Origin of the sequence: Rhodobacter sp. SGA-6-6, assembly GCF_011043545.1 — a bacterium.
In the GTDB taxonomy this organism is placed as follows: domain Bacteria; phylum Pseudomonadota; class Alphaproteobacteria; order Rhodobacterales; family Rhodobacteraceae; genus Pseudogemmobacter.
In genome coordinates this window covers 129,297-149,485 of record NZ_JAAKGP010000004.1, presented here as the reverse complement: position 1 = coordinate 149,485, position 20,189 = coordinate 129,297, and the positions used below count along the sequence as shown (strand labels likewise).

Below are 20,189 nucleotides of genomic sequence, written 5' to 3'. Positions count from 1 at the left end.
AAGGATCGCACGGATCACTCAACCATTGATTTATATCAATTTCATATTTTCTCCCTACCGCTAACAATCGACCCATGAGCCGTGCCCTGACCCGATTCCTTTGCCTTTTGGCCCTGTTGGCGGTCGCGCTTTACGGCGCGGCGGCCGGTGCCATGGTGGCCAGGGGACCGGCGATGGAGATGGTCATCTGCTCCGAAGGCGGAATCGCCACTGTCCTGCTGGACGCCAAGGGCGATCCGGTCGATTCCTCGGACTGCTTCCACTGCCCGGACTGCCTTGTCCTGGCGTTCGGACTGCCCGCCGGCCCCGCAGCGGAGACGATCCCGCTGCGACCGGCGCGGATGCTGGCGCCGGCCGCCCCGGCCGTATTGCCCGCGCCCCGGACCCACCTTCGCCCCTTGTCCCGCGGCCCCCCGGCTGCGCAGGTCCAAGTGCTTGATCCCGGTCAATTCTGCGGCCCCTTGCCGCAGCCCCGGGCTTTCGCCGAACCTCTTGAGTTTGGTCAAGCCATCGGTCCCTGTGCGATGGCAGGCAGCGGGCAACGCCAACGGGTTGCCCTATGAATACGCTCGTCCGACTGATCCTTGTCGTCCTCGCCCTGCTGTGTCCGCTGCCCGCGCTGGCGCAAAGCGTGCTGCCCGAATGGCTGGGCAAGGTGCCCGCGGCCGAACTGGTCGAAGGCGCCGACGGCTACGGCCCGATCCGCGAGGACCTGCCGGTCGCCCCGGTGCTGAAGGGCGGCGAGACCATCGGCTGGGCCTTCGTCACCTCGGATTTCGTCGGCACCACCGGCTATTCCGGCAAGCCGATCCATACCCTTGTCGCGGTGGACCCGCAGGCGCGGATCATCGGCATGGATCTGGTCAAGCATTCCGAGCCGATCGTGCTGATCGGCATCCCCGAGGCCAAGATCAAGGCGCTGGTCGACAGCTACATCGGCCTCGACCTGGTGGCCGAGGCGAATTCGGGCGGCACCGCGCATGACGTGGACATCATCTCGGGCGCCACCGTCACGGTGATGGTGATCGACGATTCCATCGTGCGGTCCGGCCTGAAGGCGGCGCGGGCGCTTGGCCTCGGCGGCTTGCAGGCCGAGTCGGCGGCACAGGGGCCGGCCTTCGAGATCAATCCCGATGCCCCGGTTCCCGCCAGCTGGATGGAGATGGAGGGCGACGGCACCCTGCGCCGGCTGTCGCTGGACGTGGGCCAGGTCAACGCCGCCTTCGCCGCGCTGGACGACAAGCGCGCCGCCGAGCGCGCGCTGACCGAGGCGCCGGAAACCACCTTCATCGAGATGCAGGCGGCGCTGGTCTCGGTTCCCGCCATCGGCGAGGCCATGCTGGGCGAGGCCGAACAGGCCAACCTGCAGAACTGGCTGCAACCGGGCGAACATGCGCTGGTCGTCGTCGGCCGCGGGCTCTACAGCTTCAAGGGCTCGGGCTATGTCCGCGGCGGCATCTTCGACCGCATCGTGCTGATCCAGGACGACGTGTCGGTCCGCTTCCGCGACCGCCAGCACCGCCGGCTGGGCAGCATCGCCGCGGAGGGTCATCCCGAATTCACCGAGGCCGACCTGTTCAAGATCCCGGCCGACGTGGGCTTCGACCCGACCAAGCCGTTCCGCATCCAGCTGCTGGTGCAGCGCGAGGTCGGGCCGATCGAGAAGCTGTTCACCACCTTCGACCTGGGCTACCAGCTGCCGCCGCAATACCTGCGCGCCGTGGCGGCCACCGCCCCGGCGGAGGTGCCCGAAGTGGCCGCCGCCGTCGCCGACCGCGAGGAAGGCGCCGCGCAGGCCGAGTTGTGGAAGCGGATCTGGACCGACTCCAAGCTGAAGATCGCCGTCCTGGGCGCCATGCTGGCGGTGCTGACCGGGGTGTTCTTCTTCCAGAGCTTCGCGGTCAGGCACGAACGCCGGTTCTACTGGTTCCGCATGGCCTATCTGGCGGTCACGCTGGTCGTGCTGGGCTGGATGTTCAACGCCCAGCTTTCGGTGGTGAACCTGATGGCGCTGTTCGGCAGCCTGATGACCGGGTTCAGCTGGCAGGCGTTCCTTCTCGATCCGCTGACCTTCATCCTGTGGTTCTCGGTCGCCGCTGCGCTCTTGTTCTGGGGCCGCGGGGCCTATTGCGGCTGGCTCTGCCCCTTCGGCGCCTTGCAGGAGATCACCAACCACATCGCCCGAAAGCTGCGGGTGCCGCAATGGACGTTGCCCTGGGGCCTGCACGAAAGGCTCTGGCCGGTCAAATACATGATCTTCCTCGGCCTCTTCGGCGCGTCGCTGGTCAGCATCGAGCAGGCCGAGCATCTGGCCGAGGTGGAGCCGTTCAAGACCGCGATCATCCTGAAGTTCATGCGCGCCTGGCCCTTCGTGGCCTATGCCGCCGCGCTGCTGATCGCCGGGCTGTTCGTGGAACGGTTCTACTGCCGCTATCTCTGCCCGCTGGGCGCGGCGCTGGCGATCCCGGCGCGGCTGCGGATGTTCGACTGGCTGAAGCGCTACCACGAATGCGGCAACCCCTGCCAGACCTGCGCCCATGAATGCCCGGTCCAGTCGATCCACCCGACCGGAGAGATCAACCCGAACGAGTGCATCAACTGCCTGCATTGCCAGGTGCTGTATCAGTCCGAAACCAAATGCCCCGTCGTCATCAGAAAGCTGAAGCGGCGGGAGAAACTGGCGGAAAGCACTCCGCCGACTCTGGGGCGGCCGCCTGCCGGGCATCCCAACGCCGCCCGCACCGCCGTTTGACGAAATTCAACCGAAGGAGTTCGATCATGGAATCGAAGGATACGAAAGGTCTCAGCCGCCGCGGCCTGCTTGGCGCCGGCGCCGGCGGTGCCGCCCTGGGCGCGCTTGGCGGGCGCCTCGCGCTCGGCCCTGCGGCCCTGGGCCTGGGCGCCGTGGCCGGCCTGACCGCCGGCAGCTCGACCGCCGCGCTGGCGGCCGGCGCGGACGGCGGCATCGCGCCCGGCCAGCTGGACGACTACTACGGTTTCTGGTCCTCGGGCCAGACCGGCGAGATGCGCATCCTCGGCATCCCCTCGATGCGCGAGCTGATGCGGGTGCCGGTGTTCAACCGCTGCTCGGCCACCGGCTGGGGCCAGACCAACGAATCGATCCGCATCCACCAGCGGTCGATGACCGAGAAGACCAAGAAGCTGCTGGAAGCCAACGGCAAGAAGATCCACGACAACGGCGACCTGCACCACGTCCACATGTCCTACACCGAGGGCAAGTATGACGGGAAATACCTGTTCATGCAGGACAAGGCGAACACCCGCGTCGCCCGCGTCCGCTGCGACGTGATGAAGTGCGACGCCATCCTGGAGATCCCGAACGCCAAGGGCATCCACGGGATGCGGCCGCGGAAATTCCCCAGCTCCAACTACATCTTCTGCAACGGCGAGGACGAGGCGCCGCTGGTCAACGACGGCTCGACGATGACCGATGTCTCCACCTACGTGAACATCTTCACCGCCGTGGATACCGAAAGCTTCGACGTGGCCTGGCAGGTCATGGTCTCGGGCAACCTGGACAACACCGATGCCGACTACGAGGGCAAATGGGCCTTCTCCACCTCCTACAACTCGGAGATGGGGATGAACCTGGCCGACATGACCGCGGCGGAGATGGACCATGTGGTCATCTTCAACATCGCCGAGATCGAGAAGGCGGTGGCCGAGGGCCGGTTCGAGGAAGTGAACGGCGTCAAGGTGCTGGACGGGCGGAAGGACGCGAAAAGCCAGTTCACCCGCTACGTGCCGATCGCCAACAACCCGCACGGCTGCAACATGGCGCCGGACAGGAAGCACCTCTGCGTCGGCGGCAAGCTTTCGCCCACCGTCACCGTGCTGGACGTGACGAAGTTCGACACCCTGTTCGAGAAGCCCGAGGCCGAGGTCGACCTGCGCAGCGTCGTGGTGGCCGAGCCGGAACTGGGCCTCGGCCCGCTGCACACCGCCTTCGACGGGCGCGGCAATGCCTATACCTCGCTGTTCCTGGACAGCCAGGTGGTGAAGTGGAACATCGAGGACGCGATCAAGGCCTATGCCGGCGAGCAGATCGACCCGATCAAGGACAAGCTGGACGTGCATTACCAGCCCGGCCACCTGAAGACCGTGATGGGCGAGACGCTGGATGCGGCGAACGACTGGCTGGTCTGCCTGTGCAAGTTCTCGAAGGACCGCTTCCTGAACGTCGGCCCGCTGAAGGCCGAGAACGACCAGCTGATCGACATCTCGGGCGACAAGATGGTGCTGGTCCACGACGGCCCGACCTTCGCCGAGCCGCATGACGCGATCTCGGTCCACCCGTCGATCCTGTCGAACATCAAGTCGGTCTGGGACCGGCAGGACCCGATGTGGGCCGAGACCCGCAAGCAGGCCGAGGCGGACGGGGTGAACCTGGACGACTGGCAGGACACGGTGATCCGCGACAAGGACGACCCGAACAAGGTCCGCGTCTACATGTCCAGCCAGGCGCCGCAATTCGCGCTGGAAGAGTTCACCGTGAAGGAAGGCGACGAGGTGACGGTGGTCGTCACCAACCTCGACGACATCGACGACCTGACCCACGGCTTCACCATGGGCAACCATGGCGTGGCGATGGAGATCGGGCCGCAGATGACCTCCTCGGTCACCTTCGTGGCGGGGTCGGCGGGCGTCTACTGGTATTACTGCCAGTGGTTCTGCCATGCCCTGCACATGGAGATGCGCGGCCGGATGTTCGTGGAACCGAGGGACGCCTGACACCGATGCTGCGCGCCCTGATCCTTGCGCTGGCCTGCCTGGCCCCGCCCGCTTGGGCGCGGGACCTTCAGGTCGTGCCCGGGCCGGGCGCTCTGGCCGAGGCCGTCGCCGGGGCCTCCCCCGGCGATGTGCTGATCCTCTCCGACGGGGCCTATCCGGGCCCCGTCACCATCGACCGCAGCCTGACTGTGCGCGGCCCGCGCGGCGCCGTGGTGGACGGCGGCGGGCAGGGCACCGTGATCACCGTCACCGCGCCGGACGTGGTGCTGGAGGGCTTCACCGTCACCGGATCGGGCCATGTGAACGCCGACCTCGACGCCGGGGTGAAGATCCTGAAGGGTGCCGACCGGGTGCTGGTCACCGGGCTTTACCTGACCGACAACATGCATGGCGTCGACATCCACGGCGGCCGCGACGTGCGCGTCGCCGGCAACGTGATCGAGGGCCGGCAGAATCCGCGAATGAACGAACGCGGCAACGGCGTCTATGTCTGGAACAGCCCCGGCGCGCTGGTCGAGGGCAACGATATCCGCTGGGGCCGCGACGGCATCTTCTCCAACACCTCGAAGGACAGCACCTACCGCGGCAACCTGTTCCGCGACCTGCGCTTCGCGGTCCATTTCATGTATACCCACCGCACCGAGGTGATCGACAACATCTCGATCGGCAACCACCTCGGCTTCGCCATCATGAACTCGGACCGGGCGGTGGTGCGCGGCAACCTCAGCTTGGGCGACCGCGAGCATGGGGTGATGCTGAACTACACCAACAATTCCGACGTCACCGGCAACCTGGTCCGGGGCGGCACGAAGAAGTGCCTCTTCGTCTACAACGCCCACAAGAACCTGATCTTCGGCAACCGCTTCCAGGACTGCGGCATCGGCATCCATTTCACCGCCGGGTCGGAACGCAACGTGCTGACCGGCAATGCCTTCCTCGGCAACCAGGAGCAGGTGAAATATGTCGGCACCCGTTTCCTGGAGTGGAGCTTCGAGGGCCGCGGCAACTACTGGTCCGACCATCCGGCCTTCGACCTGAACGGCGACGGCATCGCCGACGGGGTGTTCCGCCCCAACGACCTGATGGACCATATCCTGTGGTCCCAGCCCGCGGCCAAGCTGCTGACCGGCGCGCCCTCGGTGCAGTTGATCCGCTGGTCGCAATCGAATTTCCCGGCCACGCTGCCCGGCGGCGTGGTGGACAGCCACCCGCTGATGGCGCCGCTCGCCATCCCCGTTCCAGAAGACATCGCCGCGATGGAGGCCCTGGTGGCCGGCCGTTGGGCGCAAGGCAATTTCGATGACATCGACGCTGAAAATCTCGGCACTCACTAAGCGCTTCGCCGAGGTGGCGGCGCTGACCGAGGTGTCGCTGACCGTCGCGGCCGGCGAGCGCGTGGCGCTTCTGGGCCACAACGGCGCAGGCAAGTCGACGATGATGAAGATCATCCTCGGCCTGATCCCCGCCACCGCCGGACAGGTGGAGGTCTGCGGCGCCGCCCCGGGCAGCGCCGGGGCGCGGCGGCAGGTGGCCTACCTGCCCGAGAACGCCGCCTTCCACCCCGCCCTGACCGGGCTGGAGCAGATGCGGCACTACCTGTCGCTGCGCGGCGAAAGCCCGGGCAAGGCGATGGACCTTCTGGAGCAGGTCGGCCTCGGCCCCGCCGCCCGCCGCCGCATCGGCACCTATTCCAAGGGGATGCGCCAGCGCGTCGGCCTGGCCCAGACCCTGATCGGCACGCCGCGACTGCTGGTTCTGGACGAGCCGACCTCGGGCCTCGATCCCGTCTCGCGGCGCGACTTCTACGCGCTCTTGGACGGGCTGGCGGCGCGGGGGGCCTCGATCCTGCTCAGCAGCCATGCGCTGACCGAGGTGGAGGCGCGGACCGACCGCATCCTGATCCTGTCCAAGGGCCGGATGGTGGCCGAGGGCAGTCTGGCCGACCTGCGCCGCCGCGCCGACCTGCCGGTGATGCTGCAGGTCACCCCGCGTCCGGGCGCGGGCGAGGCGGTCACCGCCGCGCTGCCGGGGGCGGAACCTCGGGCCGACGGGCTGGTTCTGTCCTGCGGGCAGGGCGAGAAGCTGGCGATGCTGGCGCGCATTGCCGCGCTTGGCGATCTGGTCGCCGATCTGGACGTGGCCCCGCCCAGTCTGGAGGACCTCTACAGCCATTTCAGCAAGAGGGACGGGCAATGAGCCGCATCCTCGCCACCGCCGGAACCGAATTCCGCATCGCGCTGCGCAACCGCTGGGTCGCCATCGCCATGGTGCTGATGGCGCTGTTCTCGCTGGTGCTGGCCGCCGCCGGTTCCGCCCCCACCGGGGGCCTCGGCGTGGACAGGCTGTCGGTCATCGTCGCCTCGCTGACCTCGCTGGCGGTCTATCTGGTGCCGCTGCTGGCGCTGCTGATGAGCTTCGACGCCATCGCCGGGGAACTGGAGCGCGGCACGCTGCCGCTGCTGCTGACCTATCCGGTTTCACGGGCCGAGGTGCTGGCGGGCAAGCTGATCGCCCATCTGGCGGTGCTGGCGCTGGCCTGCGCCGTGGGCTACGGGCTGGCCGCCGCCGCTGCCCTCTGGGCCGATCCCGCGGCCAGCGCCGGCCTGCCGGCGATGCTGCGGCTCTTGGCAACCTCGGTCCTGCTGGGGGCCACCTTCATCGGCATCGGTTACGCCCTTTCCGCCCTGTCCCGCCGCCCCTCCGGCGCCGCCGGGCTGGCGGTCGGGCTGTGGCTGGGGCTGGTGGTGCTTTACGACCTCGGCCTGCTTGCCGCCATCGTCGCCGACAACGGCGGTTGGTTCACCGTCCACGGCTTCCCCGTCGCCCTGCTGGCCAACCCGGCCGATGCCTTCCGGCTCTACAACCTGTCCGCCTCCGAGGCGACGGCGGCGGCGGCGGGCGTGGGCGGCGCGGCGGCCACGGTGCCGGCCTGGCAATCCCTGACCTCGATCCTGCTCTGGCCGGTGCTGGCGCTGGCGCTGGCCATCGCCGCCTTCCGAAAGGTGATCCCATGACCCTGAAACGCGCGCTGATCTTCGTGCTGGCGCTGGCGGCCTGCCGCGAGGAAGTGACCCAGAACACCGATCCGGTGGAACTTACCCCCGAGGCGGTGGGTTACTTCTGCCAGATGAACATGCTGGAACATCCCGGCCCGAAGGGGCAGGCGCATCTCGAAGGATTGCCCGGCACGCCGCTGTTCTTCAGCCAGATCCGCGACGTGGTTGCCTATGTGCGGATGCCCGAGCAGAGCCACCGCATCCTCGCCCTCTGGGTCAGCGACATGGGCGCCCCCGGCGCGACCTGGGACGACCCCGGAGCCGCGAACTGGATCGACGCCACGACCGCCTTCTACGTGGTCGGCGCCGCCATCGAGGGCGGCATGGGCGAGCAGGAATTCGTCCCCTTCGCCGACCGCGACAAGGCCCGTGCCTTCGCCGAGGCGAATGGTGGCAGCGTGATGCGGCTTGCCGAGATTCCCGACGCGCTGGTGATCCCGCCCGAACAGCCGGATACCGGCGAAGACCCGGATTACGAACGCCGCCTGCGCGACCTGTCCGACCAGACCGGAGGATGACCCGATGCTGAGCCGCCGCCGTTTCCTTGCCATCTCCGCCGCCTGCTGCCTGCCCGTGCCGGCGCTGGCGCAGGAACTGCATGTCGCCACCGGGCAGGCGCTCGGCGCCCGCGTCACCCTGCGGCTATCGCATCCCGACGCCCCCGCCATCGCCGCCCGCGCGCTGGCCGAGATTTCGCGGCTGGAGGAGGTGTTCAGCCTCTACCGCCCGGACTCGGCGCTGATGCGGCTGAATGCCTCCGGCACGCTGGAGGCGCCGCCCTTCGAGTTGCTGGAATGCCTGACGCTGGCCGGGGCGGTCCATGCCGCCAGCGGCGGGCTGTTCGACCCGACGGTGCAGCCGCTCTGGGCGCTCTACGCCGAAACCGCGGTGCAGGGCCGCCTGCCGACGGGGGACGAGCGCAAGGCCGCGCTGGCGCGGACCGGCTGGCAGAACCTGCGGATCGGCCCCGACCGGATCGGCATGGCGCCGGGCATGGCGCTGACGTTGAACGGCATCGCGCAGGGCTACATCGCCGACCGGGTGGCCGCGCTGCTGGAGGCGGAAGGACTGGCCGACATCCTGATCGACACCGGCGAGTTGCGCGCCCTCGGCGGCGACCCGCGCGGCGGCGACTGGCCGGTGCATCTGGCGCAGGGCGGGCAGGTCGGCCTGCGCGGCCGGGCGCTGGCGACCTCTTCCCCGCTCGGCACCACCTTCGATGCCGCGGGCCGGGTCGGCCATATCCTGGACCCGCGCACCGGCACCCCCGCCGTCCCGGTCTGGCGGGCCGTCAGCATCTCGGCCCCCTCCGCGGCGCTGGCGGATGCGCTGTCCACCGCCGCCTGCCTGATGGAAGTCAAGGCGGGCATCGAAAACCTATGCGAGAAATTCGCCGAAACCAGACCCGAATCCATAACGCCAGCCTGAAAGGACCAAACCATGATCCTCCGAGTCAGCACCACGACCCTTGCCTTCCTCGCTCTCGCCCTGCCGGCCCTTGCCCAGGGCGATGCCGAGAAAGGCGCCAAGGAATTCAACAAGTGCAAGTCCTGCCATGCCATCGTCGATCCCGAGGGCAACGCGGTCGTCAAGGGCGGCAAGACCGGCCCCAACCTCTGGGGTGTCGTCGGCCGTCAGGTGGCCTCGGACCCCGACTTCAAATACGGCGACTCCATCCTGTCGGTCGGCGCGGCCGGCAAGATCTGGGACGAGGCCTCGCTGGTCGAATACACCAAGGACCCCGCCGCCTGGCTGAAGGCCGAGACCGGCGACGACGCCGCCAAGTCGAAAATGACCTTCAAGCTGAACAAGGGCAACGAGGACGTGGCCGCCTACCTGGCCACCATGAAGTGACCCCGGTCCCCGCGCGCCCTTGGGGTGCGCGGGCCGCTTTCCGGCCTCCTGCCGGGACTGTTCCCTTGCGGCTTGAAAATGTTCCCTGTTTGTTCTATATCAGGGGGCCGATCAGCAAAGGGAGTTCCGCCATGGAAGACCCCGATTTCCCCCTGTCCCCCACGCCGCGGCAGATGGCCTATGCCCGCTCGCTCGCGCTGCGGAACCAGACGCTCCTGCCCTGGGAGGTGCAGCGCGACCGCCGCAGCCTCTCGGCCTGGATCGACGCGCAGGCGCGGCTGCGGCCGCTGTCGCCCACCGATCGGCTGCCCAGTTCCAAGCAGGTGGCCTTCGCCGAGCGGCTGGCCCGGATCAAGCGCCGCGCGGTGCCGGAGGAATGCTTCCGCGACAAGGGCCTGATGTCGAAATGGATCGACGGCAACCGTTAGGAGGCGGCCTTGCCGCGGCCTTCCGTCGCCCGGACCGCGGCGGATTTGATGGTGCCGCCCGCTTGGCCTATACCTTCCCGGCCAGCCAGCCTTGCACAGCCAGCGCTTGACCGTCCTGCCCCCGGGGCAGGCCATTCCAACCGGAAAGGACCGCAAGCGATGTATATCGCCATGAACCGCTTCACCGTCGCCGCCGAGAACGAGAAGGACTTCGAGGCGCTCTGGCTCGGCCGCGACAGCCAGTTGAACACCCTGCCGGGCTTCGTCGAATTCCACATGCTGAAGGGGCCGGAGGAGAACGGCCTGCGGCTCTATTCCTCGCATACCGTCTGGGCCAGCGAGGAGGATTTCCGCAACTGGACCCGGTCCGAGCAGTTCCGCGCCGCCCATGCCCGCGCCGGCGAGACCCGCAAGCTGCACGAGGGCGCGCAGAAGTTCGAGGGCTTCGAGGTGATCCAGCACGTCCTGCCCAAGGCCAGCGCGGCCTGAGATGCCGGCCGGAAGGCCCGGCCTGCCGCGCCGGGCCTGCTTCCTGGCGGCATAATCGCGCCGGATGATCCTCCGCTGCACCGGGGAATGAAGCGCCGGGCTGCGCAACGGCCGTGGGGCGGGCAGCTTCCCGGCCGGATTTCCCACCCATTGACCTTTGTCAATTACGCGCCCGCAGGGCCGGGCTACGCGGTCCCTGCGTCCCGCGCATCCAGCCCTCTGCCGGGCAACGCAGCTTTCGATTCCGTCGGCTGGAAGGACCCATGACATGGCCCCCTCCGGCACTTCCCTTCTCCGCGCGTTGCTGGTCGGCACCGCGCTTTCCTCCGCCTTCCCCGCCCTGGCCGAGACGGCGTATGTCGACCTCGGCACCATCACGCTGCTCGGCACCGGCCTGCCGACCGAGGTGCTGACCAACCCAGCCTCGATCACGGTGATCGAGGGCGACAGCCTGAAGCAGAAGGCCCCGGTCTCCATCGCCACGCTGCTGCGCGACGTGCCAGGGCTGCAGATCAGCGAGGAGGGGATCGAGCGGATCGTCATCCGCGGCGAAAACTCGCGCCGGGTCGCCATCCTGGTGGACGGGCAGAAGCTGACCGACCACACCGACTATGGCCAGCCGGTGCTGGTCGACCCCACCACCATCGAGCGGATCGAAGTGGTGCGCGGGTCCTCCTCGGTGGTCTCGGGCAGCCGGGCCATCGGCGGGGTGATCAACATCGTCACCAGGAAGGGCGCCGAGCAGCCCTTCGCGCTGGCCACCACCGCCGGCTGGCTGTCGGCCACCGACGGCTACCGGCTGTCGGCCACCGCCTCGGGCAGCTTCGAGGCGGGGGCGGGGGTGCTGGACTACCGGCTCAGCGCCGGGCGGATGGACCAGGGCGACCGCCGCACGCCCGAAGGGCGGCTGGTGCCCTCGGACACCCGCGACAGCAGCGTCTCGGCGCATCTGGGCTATCGGCTGGGCGACCATTACTTCGGGCTGCGGGCGCAGCGCTACGATGTGGCGGGCAATGTCTATGTCGAGGAATTCGATCCCGCGACCGGCACCTACGACCCCAACCCCGACTTCACCATCAGCCTGCCCAAGCGCGAGTTGAACAAGACCTCTGTCTTCTACGAGGGCACCGACCTGGCGCCCTGGCTGGAGCGGCTGAGCTTCGACCTCTACCGCCAGACCACGGACCGGCTGTTCGAGACGCGGGCGACGCTGGGGCCGCTGCCGCTGATGCGGCTGGTCTCGGATTCCGACGACCGGCAGCTGACCTTCGGCGCCAACCTGCGCGCCGAGATGCGGCTTTCCGCGGCAAGCCGCACGGTGCTCGGCCTGGAATACGAGGACGACCGGCTGACCGCCGACAAGTTCACCCTGAAGCCGATGAGCGCGGTGCCCGAGAACCGCCATGACGAGGCGAAGATCGTCACCCTCTCGGCCTTCGCGCAGCACGAGATCGACCTCGGCCACGATCTGACGCTGACCCTGGGCGGCCGCTGGTATGGGGTCGAGGCCGATCTGCTGGCCTCCACCACCAACGGGGCGGCCAACCCGTTACAGTCCAACGCGGACAGCAGGGCGCTGTTCTCGGCCGGGCTGGTCTGGATGCCCTCCGAGGACCTGGCCTTCCGGGCCAATATCTCGCAGGGCTATATCTACCCGACGCTTTCGCAGCTTTTCCTGGAAAGCTATGCCGACAGCGCAAATATCCTTCCCAACCCCGACCTGCGTCCCGAACGCTCGACCACCTTCGAGCTGGGCGCGCGGCTGGACCGCAGCGGCACGCTGATCGACGCGACGCTGTTCTACTCCGATGCAAAGGACTACATCGCCAAGATCGGCACCCCTACCCTCAAGACCTATCAGAACGTGGATACCGCCCGCACCTGGGGGCTGGAACTGGTTGCCGAACATTACATCGAGGATTGGGGACTGACGCCCTATGTCACCGGGGCGGTGATGCGGCGCGAATTGCAATACGCCAGCGGTTACACCACCTCCGACAGCGGCACGCCCCGGCTGTCTGGCCGGATCGGCCTTCGCAAGGACTGGGAGGCAGGCGGGCTTTCGGGCACCTTGGACCTGTTCATGCGCGCCGAAAGCGGCGCGGCCCTGCGCGAAGGCCCCGCCCTGACCGATCTGAAGGACAAGGTGGGCGGCTACGGCACGCTGAACCTGCGGGCCGATGTCAATTTCTCGGAGGACCTGGCGCTGACGGTGGAGCTGAACAACATCACCGACCGCAGCTACAAGCCCTACGACCAGATGCCGGGCGCCGAACGGTCGGTCAACCTGTTCCTGTCGAAGACGTTCTAACGGCCCGTCCCGCCACCGCTTCCCGTGCCGCCCCCGCTTGCGGGGGGCACCCGGGAGGACGGCCCCGCGGGCGCACACCTGTTCCCGCCCGGCTTTCCGCAAAGGAAAAGGCCGCCCCGGTTTCCCGCGGGCGGCCTTTCCATATCCGTCCTGCCGAAGGCAGGGCCCGGGGGATCACCCCTGGCGGGCCTTGTAGCGCTTCTGCGTCTTGTTGATCACATAGACGCGGCCCTTGCGGCGCACGACCTGGCAATCGCGGTGGCGCGTCTTCAGCGAGCGGAGCGAGTTGGCAACCTTCATGGTCGGCCCTCCATTCTACGCGGCGCATCCCGCGCCAGATTGAAACCCGTGCCCCCGTGAGGGGGCGGCGAATGGTGGGCGGTACTGGGATCGAACCAGTGGCCACTACGATGTCAACGTAGTGCTCTACCGCTGAGCTAACCGCCCACGCTGCCGTCCGATTCGCGCCATGCCCCTTCGATGAAACGAAAAGGACGCGGGGCGAACCGCGTCGGTCGCAGGGTCTATATCCAGCTTGCCCGCCGCCCGCAAGGGGTTTTGGCTTTCGCGCGAATGCCGTTATACCGGAGGGGCGGCAGCGCCGCATCCGAAAGCCGCATCAACCGGGGCCGCCGTGCCGGAGACGCAAACCGAGGTCTATTCCCTGCACCGGCCCGTGATCCAGCGGGCGCCGGTGATCTTCGCCTCGCCGCATTCAGGGGCGGAGTATTCCGCGGCTTTCCTGGCCGGAACCGCGCTGGACCGGCGGGCGATCCGGTCGTCGGAGGATGCCTTCGTCGACCGGCTCTACGATGCCGCCCCCGGCTGCGGCGCCCCCTTGCTGGCCGCCCGCGTCCCCCGCGCCTTCGTCGACCTGAACCGCGCCGCGGACGAACTGGACCCGGCGGTGATCGACGGCATCGGCCGGTCGGCCCACAATCCGCGCATCTCCTCGGGTCTGGGGGTGATTCCCCGCGTCGTCGCCGGCGGGCGCACGATCTATTCCGGCAAGCTGAGCGCGGCCGAGGCCGAACGCCGGCTGCGCCGCTATTGGCATCCCTATCACGACACGCTGCGCGGGTTGATCGAAGATACCCGCGACAGGTTCGGCGAGGCGGTGCTGATCGACTGCCACTCGATGCCGCACGAGGCGATCGAAAGCCACGCCCGCCCCGGCCAGCCGCGGCCCGAGGTGGTGCTGGGCGACCGCTTCGGCGCCGCCGCCGGGCGCGAGGTGGTGGACCGGATCGAGGCCGCCTTCGTCGCCGCCGGCCTGCGGGTGGCGCGCAACGCCCCCTTCGCCGGGGCCTATATCACCCAGGCCTACGGCCGCCCCTCGCGCCGGGTGCATGTGGTGCAGGTCGAGATCGACCGCGCACTCTACATGGACGAGCAGCGGGTGGAGCCCTCGGCCGCCTTCCCGGCCTTCCGCCGGCTGGTCGGCGGCGTGGTGGCCGACATCTGCGGCGCGCTGCGGCAGGAGATGCCGCTGGCGGCGGAATAGCCCCTGATCGCCTAGCGCAACGCCCGGCCGCGGATGATGGCATCCGTGCCGAATTTGGCGCGGATGCCGTCCGCCGCCCGCTCCACCGCCGCCCGCTTCGCGGCGTCCGGGTCCAGCAGATCGTCGGAACTGTCGGCCAGCTTGCCCTCGACCAGTTCGGAAATCCCGACGCCGATCAGCCGGAACGGCCCCTGCGTCCCGGCCAGATCGAACATCGCCCGCGCCGCGCGGTAGATGCGGTCGGTCAGCTGGGTCGGCCCCGGCAGGGACTGGCGGCGGGTGACCAGCTGGAAATCGCCGCGCTTCAGCTTCAGCGTGACGGTGCGGCCGGCGAGGTCCTTGGCCTTGGCCCGGTCGGCCACCTGTTCCGACAGCCGCCAGAGATGGCCGTCGAGAATGTCGGGGTCGGCGGTGTCCTCGAAGAAGGTGGTCTCCTTGCTGATCGACTTCGGCCTTTCGTCGCGGCTGACGCGGCGGCGGTCCTCGCCCCGGGCCAGGTGCCAGAGCCTGTCGCCCATATGGCCGAATCGCGCCGTCAGATCGGCGCGGTCCCATCGCAGCAGGTCGGCGATGGTGCGGATGCCCGCCTTCTCCAGCGCCGCCTGGGTGGCGGTGCCGACGCCCCAGATGATGCGGACCGGCTTGCCGCGCAGGAAATCGGCGGTCTCCGCCCGGCCGATGACGGAAAACCCGCGCGGCTTGTCCAGATCGCTGGCGATCTTGGCCAGGAACTTGTTGTGCGACAGGCCGATGGAGCCGGTGACCCCCAGCTCCTCTTCCATCCGTTTCGTCAGCCGGGCCAGCAGCAGCGCCGGCGGGGCGCCGTGCAGCCGGGCGGTGCCGGTGAGGTCGAGGAAGGCCTCGTCCAGGCTGAGCGGCTCGATGGCGGGGGTCAGCTCCTCCATCATCGCGCGGATCTGGCGGCTGACCGCGGCATAGACCCCCATCCGCGGCTTCACCACCTTCGCCTCGGGGCAGAGCCGCAGCGCCTGGAACATCGGCATGGCCGAACGCACGCCCTTGATCCGGGCGAGGTAGCAGCAGGTCGAGACCACGCCCCTCTGCCCGCCGCCGACGATCAGCGGCTGGTCGCGCAAGGAAGGATCGTCGCGCTGTTCCACCGAGGCGTAGAAGGCGTCGCAGTCCATGTGGGCGATGGAGAGGCTGTCCAGTTCCGCGTGCGCCAGCACTCGCGGCGACCGGCAGGCGGGGCAGCGTTTGCCTTCGTCGAAGGCGGTCAGGCAGTCGCGGCAGAGGGCGGACATGGTGGCGGCAGGATAGGGCCGGGCGGGGGCGGAGGCAAAGGGTTCCGGGGGTAACGGAATATGCGCCAGAAAGGCTTATATCACGGTATCTTTCGGCTCTGGAAAGGCTAGTGTGACGGGGCGAGTTCAGTACAAGTCAAAGCGAATCCCGTGCAGCCCCGCTCCCGCAAGCAACGTCTAATCATCCTCATTGCGATGGTGGTGGCCTTTCCGGTCGCTATCACCTACTGGATTTTCGACGCGGCGATCACCGATGAGGCCGTTACCGCTATCCCGCCCGGCGGCATCTGGGCCTGGCTGTTGGGCTTCGACCTGATTGCGGACCGATTCCGGGCATCCGAGGCATATCGTCCAGGACTGGGCATCGCCTATCTGAGAACCTGCGCTACCCTTTTCTGGCTGGTGGTGTTCCAGATACCCTTTCTGATCCTCCATCTGGCGACCCGCCGGTCCCGTTTGCTGACCCATCCGCTTGCAACAGCCGGTGGGGATGTTCGAGAGGAAGATCAGTCCATGCCACAGAAGCTGCTTGCGGGCCTTTTGGTTCTGGCACTTATCCTAGCGCATGAGATATTCGCCCCCTTGTCGGAAAGCGCAAGCTTGCGCCGCAGCTCGACCTTTCAAAAGAATTTTGGGTTCGGCCACTTCCTTATGGTGTCGATCACCCTGTTCTTCTTGATCAGCTTGGTTCATCTGTTGATCTTTCACCTGACCAGAACGCGCGAAGCGCGCACCGACGGTCTGTGACAGCAGCGAACAAGGCCGTCAGTTTTGCCAGGCCCCCGGCCCATCCTCCCACACCCCTTCCCCCCGCCCCCTTTCCCGTGTATGGCCCGCTGCAGGCCTGAGGACTCCGGGGCCGCGCCGACAGGGAGGGCGCGGCGGGGGGTGGTGGGCCTTCATGTGGCTTCATCGGCGGGGCAGGTCTCCGCGTCAGGACAGATAATGGATGATCTCGGCGTGCCGGGCCCGCTTCAGGCGGCGCTGGCGGACAAGGGCTATGACCGGCTGACCCCGGTGCAGGAGGCCGTGCTGGCCGAAGGGCTGGCGGGGCGCGACCTCCTGGTCAGCGCGCAGACCGGCAGCGGCAAGACGGTGGCCTTCGGGCTGGCCATCGCGCCGGAGGTGCTGGGGGGCGTCGATGCCCTGCTGCCGGCGGAGAAGCCGCTGGCGCTGGTGGTGGCGCCGACGCGCGAACTCGCCCAGCAGGTGGCGCGGGAATTCCAGTGGCTCTATGCTCCGGCCGGGGTGCAGCTGGCGACCTGCGTCGGCGGCATGGACTACCGCACCGAGCGCCGGGCGCTGGAGCGCGGCGCGCATGTCGTCGTCGGCACTCCGGGCCGGTTGCGCGACCATATCGAGCGCGGGTCGCTGGACCTCTCGGAAGCCCGCGCCGTGGTGCTGGACGAGGCGGACGAGATGCTGGACCTCGGCTTCGCCGAGGACCTGGAGTTCATCCTCGGCTCGGCGCCGGAGACCCGGCGGACGCTGATGTTCTCGGCCACCGTGCCGAAGGAGATCGAGAAATTGGCCGCCAGCTTCCAGAAGGATGCCGAGCGGGTGGTGGTGCAGGGCGAGGCGAAGCAGCATTCCGACATCGCCTATCAGGCGCTGTCGGTGCAGGCGCGCGACAAGGAGCACGCGATCTTCAACGTGCTGCGCTTCCACGAGGCGGCGACGGCCATCGTCTTCTGCAAGACCCGCGCCAATGTGAACCACCTGTTCGCCCGGATGGTGAACCGGGGCTTCCAGGTGGTGGCGCTGTCGGGGGAACTGTCGCAGTCCGAACGGATGCACGCCTTGCAGGCGCTGCGCGACGGCCGGGCGCGGGTCTGCATCGCCACCGACGTGGCCGCCCGCGGCATCGACCTGCCGGGGCTGGAGCTGGTGATCCACGCCGACCTGCCGTCGAATTCCGAGGTGCTGCTGCACCGCTCGGGCCGGACCGGCCGGGCGGGGCGCAAGGGCACCTCGGTGCTGGTGGTGCCGCCGGCCGAGATGCGCAAGGCGCAGCGGCTGTTGCAGGGCGCCAAGCTGGTCGCCGATTGGGGCAAGGCGCCGAGTGCCGAGGAGGTGCAGGCGCGCGAGGACCAACGCCTGCTGGAACACGAGGCGCTGGCTGCCGGGGCGGGGGAGGAGGCCGGGATGGCCGCCGACCTGTTGGACCGCTGGGGGCCGGAGGCCGTGGCTGCCGCCTTCGTGCGGCTGTGGCGGTCGGGCCGCAGCGCGCCGGAGGTGCTGTCGGACAGCCTGCCGCCGCCCGCGCCGCTGCCGCCGCGCGAACGCGGCGAGTTCGGGCCTTCGGTCTGGTATCGCATCCCGGTCGGCCATACAGGCCGGGCCGAGGCGCGCTGGCTGCTGCCGAAGATCTGCGACGCCGGTGGCATCGCCAAGGACGGCATCGGCGCGATCCGGGTGCAGCAGGACGTGACCTATGTCCAGCTGGCCGCGCCGCTGGCCGACCGCTTCGGCGATCGGGTGGAGCTGGACCGCGACCTGCCGATGGAGCGGATCGAGGGCGAGCCCGACCTCGGCCGCCCGGCGCCGCGCGTCGGCGCCCGGCCCGAGGGCCGGCCCGCGCCGCGCCGCGAGAAGGCGCCCTATCAGCCGAAGCCCTCGCGCTTCGTCGAAGAGGGCGAGGAGCCGCGGGAGGCGGCGCGGAAGTCCTGGCCCAAGCGCGACGAGGGCGAGGAACGCCGCCCCTATGCGCGGCGCGAGGAAGGCGAGGAACGGCCGCGCCCGGCGCGGGAAGCGGCGGAGCGCAAGCCCTACGCCCCGCGCGGAGATGGCGAGCGCAAGCCATGGGCGCCGCGCGGCGATGGGGAACGCAAGCCCTACGCCCCGCGAGAAGGTGCGGAGCGCAAGCCCTATGCGCCCCGTGACGGCGAGCGGAAACCCTACGCTCCGCGGGGGGATGCAGAGCGCAAGCCTTATGCGCCGCGCGGCGAGGGCGAGGCGGCGAAGAAACCGCGGTGGACGCCCGAGGAACGGGCGGCCAAGGGGGCCGCGCCCTCCAGCCGCGAGAAGAAGCCGCCGTTCAAATCGGCCGGTTTCAAGTCGCATGGCGGCGAGGGGCGGCCGGCGCGGGCGGCGGGCTACAAGAGCCATGCCGACGCGGGCGAGGGGCGCAAGCCCTGGGCGGCGAAGGGCGAGGAGGCCCGGCCCTATGCCCGCAAGGAAGGCGGGGCCAAGCCGGCAGGCAAGCCCGAGGGCCGCAGCTGGGGCGCGAAGTCCCATGGTGATGCGGGCGGCAAGCCTGCCTATGCCAAGGGCGACAAGCCCGGGCCGAAGAAGGCTCCGTTCAAGGTCGCGCCGAAAACCGACGCGCGGGACACCTCGAAGCGCTTCGTGCCGCCGAAGAAGAAGGGCTGAAGCGGTCGGCGGCGGCTATCGGGCCGCCGCCCGGCCTGCCCAGAGGCCGGTCGCCAGGCAGCCGGTCAGCAGGTAGCCGCCCGTCGGCGCCTCCCAGTCCAGCATCTCGCCGGCGGCGAAGACGCCGGGCAGGGCGCGCAGTTCCAGGTCGGGGGACAGCGCGGCGGCCGTGATGCCGCCGGCGACCGAGATCGCCTCGTCCAGCGGCCTGAGGCCGGCGTGGCGGACGGGCAGGCGCTTCACCACCGTCAGCGGGTGGCCCTTCGCCCATTCCATCACCAGCGCGGCGGCCACCGGCGCGAGGCCCAGCTTGCGCAGGCGGTTGGCGGCGGTCTCGCCGGGGCGCATCCGGTCCAGCCGGGCCTGCACCTCGGCCTCCGGCACGTCGGGCATCAGGTCCAGCTCCAGCCCCGCCCCTTCGCGCAGGGCGGGCGATAGCGGATAGAGGCCGCCGCCTTCCAGCCCGCGGGCGGAGATAACGAACTCGCCGCGATGTTCTGACTGGCCGGGCGTCAGGCGCAGGACCGCGCCCTTCACCGGCGCGCCGAAATGGCGGGCCATGTGCGGCGACCAGTCCACCCGCAGGCCGACGTTGGCGGGCTGCCAGGGGGCGATCTCCACCCCCCGTTCCGCCAGCCAGGGCACCCAGGCGCCGTCCGACCCCAGCCGCGACCAGCTTGCCCCGCCGAGCGCCAGCACCGTCACCCCGGGGCGCAGGATCTGCATCCCTTCCGGCGTGTCGAAGCGGAAGGCCGCGCCGTCGAAGCCGGTCCAGCGCCAGCGGCTGCGCAGCTGCACCCCCATCCCTTCCAGCCGCCGCAGCCAGGCGCGCAGCAGCGGCGAGCCCTTCATCGCCAGCGGGAATACCCGGCCGGAGGAGCCGGTGAAGACCTCCACCCCCAGCCCGCGTGCCCAGGCCATCGCCTGGTCCGGGCCGAAGGCGCGCAGCATCGGGGCCAGCCAGTCGGCGCTGTAGGCGGCAAGGAAGGCGGGCAGGGCCTCGTCCTTGGTCAGGTTCAGCCCGGATTTCCCGGCCATCAGGAACTTGCGCGCCGGGCTCGGCTTCGCCTCCGCCACCACCACGGCACGGCCCGCAGAAGCCAGCGCCTCGGCCGCCATCAGCCCCGCGGGGCCGGCGCCGATCACCAGCGCCTGCGG

Annotated in this window: 18 protein-coding genes and 1 tRNA gene; 15 read left to right on the top strand and 4 right to left on the bottom strand. The window is 69.2% G+C overall.

Going from position 1 to position 20,189, the window contains the following annotated elements:
• The first annotated feature begins 74 nt into the window (after nt 1-74).
• From G5B31_RS09700 to G5B31_RS09645, 12 genes are all read left to right on the top strand, one after another.
• Nucleotides 75-563: a DUF2946 family protein gene (locus G5B31_RS09700; protein WP_165016645.1), complete on the top strand. Its 489-nt coding sequence runs from the start codon at nt 75-77 to the stop codon at nt 561-563.
• Entirely contained in the window at nt 560-2,752 is a 2,193-nt protein-coding gene (locus tag G5B31_RS09695; protein ID WP_165016643.1) for a NosR/NirI family protein, read from the top strand. Before G5B31_RS09700 ends, G5B31_RS09695 begins: the two co-directional genes overlap by 4 nt.
• 26 nt (nt 2,753-2,778) lie before the next feature.
• On the top strand, nt 2,779-4,752 hold the full coding sequence (gene nosZ / locus G5B31_RS09690; protein WP_165016641.1) for a TAT-dependent nitrous-oxide reductase: 1,974 nt from the start codon (nt 2,779-2,781) through the stop codon (nt 4,750-4,752).
• A gap of 5 nt (nt 4,753-4,757) precedes the next feature.
• On the top strand, nt 4,758-6,086 hold the full coding sequence (locus G5B31_RS09685) for a nitrous oxide reductase family maturation protein NosD (RefSeq protein ID WP_165016640.1): 1,329 nt from the start codon (nt 4,758-4,760) through the stop codon (nt 6,084-6,086).
• Nucleotides 6,052-6,948 (top strand): ABC transporter ATP-binding protein, encoded by an 897-nt coding sequence (locus G5B31_RS09680; protein ID WP_165016638.1) that lies wholly within the window; start codon nt 6,052-6,054, stop codon nt 6,946-6,948. Before G5B31_RS09685 ends, G5B31_RS09680 begins: the two co-directional genes overlap by 35 nt.
• Nucleotides 6,945-7,766: an ABC transporter permease gene (locus G5B31_RS09675; RefSeq protein ID WP_165016636.1), complete on the top strand. Its 822-nt coding sequence runs from the start codon at nt 6,945-6,947 to the stop codon at nt 7,764-7,766. The genes G5B31_RS09680 and G5B31_RS09675 overlap by 4 nt, the downstream gene beginning before the upstream one ends.
• Before the next feature lie 2 nt (nt 7,767-7,768).
• Nucleotides 7,769-8,326 (top strand): nitrous oxide reductase accessory protein NosL, encoded by a 558-nt coding sequence (locus G5B31_RS09670; protein ID WP_165017157.1) that lies wholly within the window; start codon nt 7,769-7,771, stop codon nt 8,324-8,326.
• 4 nt (nt 8,327-8,330) lie between these two features.
• Nucleotides 8,331-9,236, top strand: a complete 906-nt coding sequence (locus tag G5B31_RS09665) for an FAD:protein FMN transferase (RefSeq protein ID WP_205911870.1) — start codon at nt 8,331-8,333, stop codon at nt 9,234-9,236.
• Nucleotides 9,237-9,248: 12 nt separating this feature from the next.
• Entirely contained in the window at nt 9,249-9,662 is a 414-nt protein-coding gene (locus tag G5B31_RS09660) for a cytochrome c family protein (protein ID WP_174212927.1), read from the top strand.
• A 131-nt stretch (nt 9,663-9,793) separates the two neighbouring features.
• A complete protein-coding gene (locus G5B31_RS09655) occupies nt 9,794-10,090 on the top strand; it encodes a hypothetical protein (protein WP_165016634.1) in 297 nt (98 codons plus the stop codon).
• Nucleotides 10,091-10,249: 159 nt separating this feature from the next.
• Nucleotides 10,250-10,579, top strand: a complete 330-nt coding sequence (locus tag G5B31_RS09650) for an antibiotic biosynthesis monooxygenase (RefSeq protein WP_165016632.1) — start codon at nt 10,250-10,252, stop codon at nt 10,577-10,579.
• Between the two features lie 268 nt (nt 10,580-10,847).
• Nucleotides 10,848-12,890, top strand: a complete 2,043-nt coding sequence (locus G5B31_RS09645) for a TonB-dependent receptor (RefSeq protein WP_165016630.1) — start codon at nt 10,848-10,850, stop codon at nt 12,888-12,890.
• Nucleotides 12,891-13,064: 174 nt separating this feature from the next.
• On the opposite strand, the gene ykgO is transcribed toward G5B31_RS09645, so the two are convergent.
• Nucleotides 13,065-13,190 carry a type B 50S ribosomal protein L36 gene (gene ykgO, locus G5B31_RS09640; protein ID WP_023666132.1) on the bottom strand — a complete coding sequence of 42 codons (126 nt, stop codon included), beginning with the start codon at nt 13,188-13,190 and terminating at the stop codon, nt 13,065-13,067.
• A 72-nt stretch (nt 13,191-13,262) separates the two neighbouring features.
• Nucleotides 13,263-13,337: transfer RNA gene (locus G5B31_RS09635), tRNA-Val, on the bottom strand.
• Nucleotides 13,338-13,524: 187 nt separating this feature from the next.
• Between G5B31_RS09635 and G5B31_RS09630 the strand changes: the two genes are divergently transcribed.
• A complete protein-coding gene (locus G5B31_RS09630; RefSeq protein ID WP_165016627.1) occupies nt 13,525-14,394 on the top strand; it encodes an N-formylglutamate amidohydrolase in 870 nt (289 codons plus the stop codon).
• A gap of 11 nt (nt 14,395-14,405) precedes the next feature.
• On the opposite strand, the gene G5B31_RS09625 is transcribed toward G5B31_RS09630, so the two are convergent.
• Nucleotides 14,406-15,659 (bottom strand): DNA polymerase IV, encoded by a 1,254-nt coding sequence (locus G5B31_RS09625; RefSeq protein ID WP_165016625.1) that lies wholly within the window; start codon nt 15,657-15,659, stop codon nt 14,406-14,408.
• Between the two features lie 150 nt (nt 15,660-15,809).
• Here G5B31_RS09625 and G5B31_RS09620 point away from each other — a divergent pair, with 150 nt between their 5' ends.
• Nucleotides 15,810-16,406, top strand: coding sequence for a hypothetical protein (locus G5B31_RS09620; protein ID WP_165016623.1), 597 nt, complete (start codon nt 15,810-15,812; stop codon nt 16,404-16,406).
• 198 nt (nt 16,407-16,604) lie between these two features.
• Nucleotides 16,605-19,031 carry a DEAD/DEAH box helicase gene (locus tag G5B31_RS09615; RefSeq protein ID WP_165016621.1) on the top strand — a complete coding sequence of 809 codons (2,427 nt, stop codon included), beginning with the start codon at nt 16,605-16,607 and terminating at the stop codon, nt 19,029-19,031.
• A gap of 15 nt (nt 19,032-19,046) precedes the next feature.
• On the opposite strand, the gene G5B31_RS09610 is transcribed toward G5B31_RS09615, so the two are convergent.
• Nucleotides 19,047-20,150: a TIGR03862 family flavoprotein gene (locus G5B31_RS09610; RefSeq protein ID WP_205911883.1), complete on the bottom strand. Its 1,104-nt coding sequence runs from the start codon at nt 20,148-20,150 to the stop codon at nt 19,047-19,049.
• Nucleotides 20,151-20,189: the final 39 nt, after the last annotated feature.

Coding starts and splice junctions, on each gene's coding strand:
- G5B31_RS09700 (WP_165016645.1), top strand. CDS start 75: ATGAGCCGTGCCCTGACCCGATTCCTTTGCCTTTTGGCCCTGTTGGCG.
- G5B31_RS09695 (WP_165016643.1), top strand. CDS start 560: ATGAATACGCTCGTCCGACTGATCCTTGTCGTCCTCGCCCTGCTGTGT.
- nosZ (WP_165016641.1), top strand. CDS start 2,779: ATGGAATCGAAGGATACGAAAGGTCTCAGCCGCCGCGGCCTGCTTGGC.
- G5B31_RS09685 (WP_165016640.1), top strand. CDS start 4,758: ATGCTGCGCGCCCTGATCCTTGCGCTGGCCTGCCTGGCCCCGCCCGCT.
- G5B31_RS09680 (WP_165016638.1), top strand. CDS start 6,052: ATGACATCGACGCTGAAAATCTCGGCACTCACTAAGCGCTTCGCCGAG.
- G5B31_RS09675 (WP_165016636.1), top strand. CDS start 6,945: ATGAGCCGCATCCTCGCCACCGCCGGAACCGAATTCCGCATCGCGCTG.
- G5B31_RS09665 (WP_205911870.1), top strand. CDS start 8,331: ATGCTGAGCCGCCGCCGTTTCCTTGCCATCTCCGCCGCCTGCTGCCTG.
- G5B31_RS09660 (WP_174212927.1), top strand. CDS start 9,249: ATGATCCTCCGAGTCAGCACCACGACCCTTGCCTTCCTCGCTCTCGCC.
- G5B31_RS09655 (WP_165016634.1), top strand. CDS start 9,794: ATGGAAGACCCCGATTTCCCCCTGTCCCCCACGCCGCGGCAGATGGCC.
- G5B31_RS09650 (WP_165016632.1), top strand. CDS start 10,250: ATGTATATCGCCATGAACCGCTTCACCGTCGCCGCCGAGAACGAGAAG.
- G5B31_RS09645 (WP_165016630.1), top strand. CDS start 10,848: ATGGCCCCCTCCGGCACTTCCCTTCTCCGCGCGTTGCTGGTCGGCACC.
- ykgO (WP_023666132.1), bottom strand. CDS start 13,190: ATGAAGGTTGCCAACTCGCTCCGCTCGCTGAAGACGCGCCACCGCGAT.
- G5B31_RS09625 (WP_165016625.1), bottom strand. CDS start 15,659: ATGTCCGCCCTCTGCCGCGACTGCCTGACCGCCTTCGACGAAGGCAAA.
- G5B31_RS09615 (WP_165016621.1), top strand. CDS start 16,605: ATGGATGATCTCGGCGTGCCGGGCCCGCTTCAGGCGGCGCTGGCGGAC.
- G5B31_RS09610 (WP_205911883.1), bottom strand. CDS start 20,150: ATGGCGGCCGAGGCGCTGGCTTCTGCGGGCCGTGCCGTGGTGGTGGCG.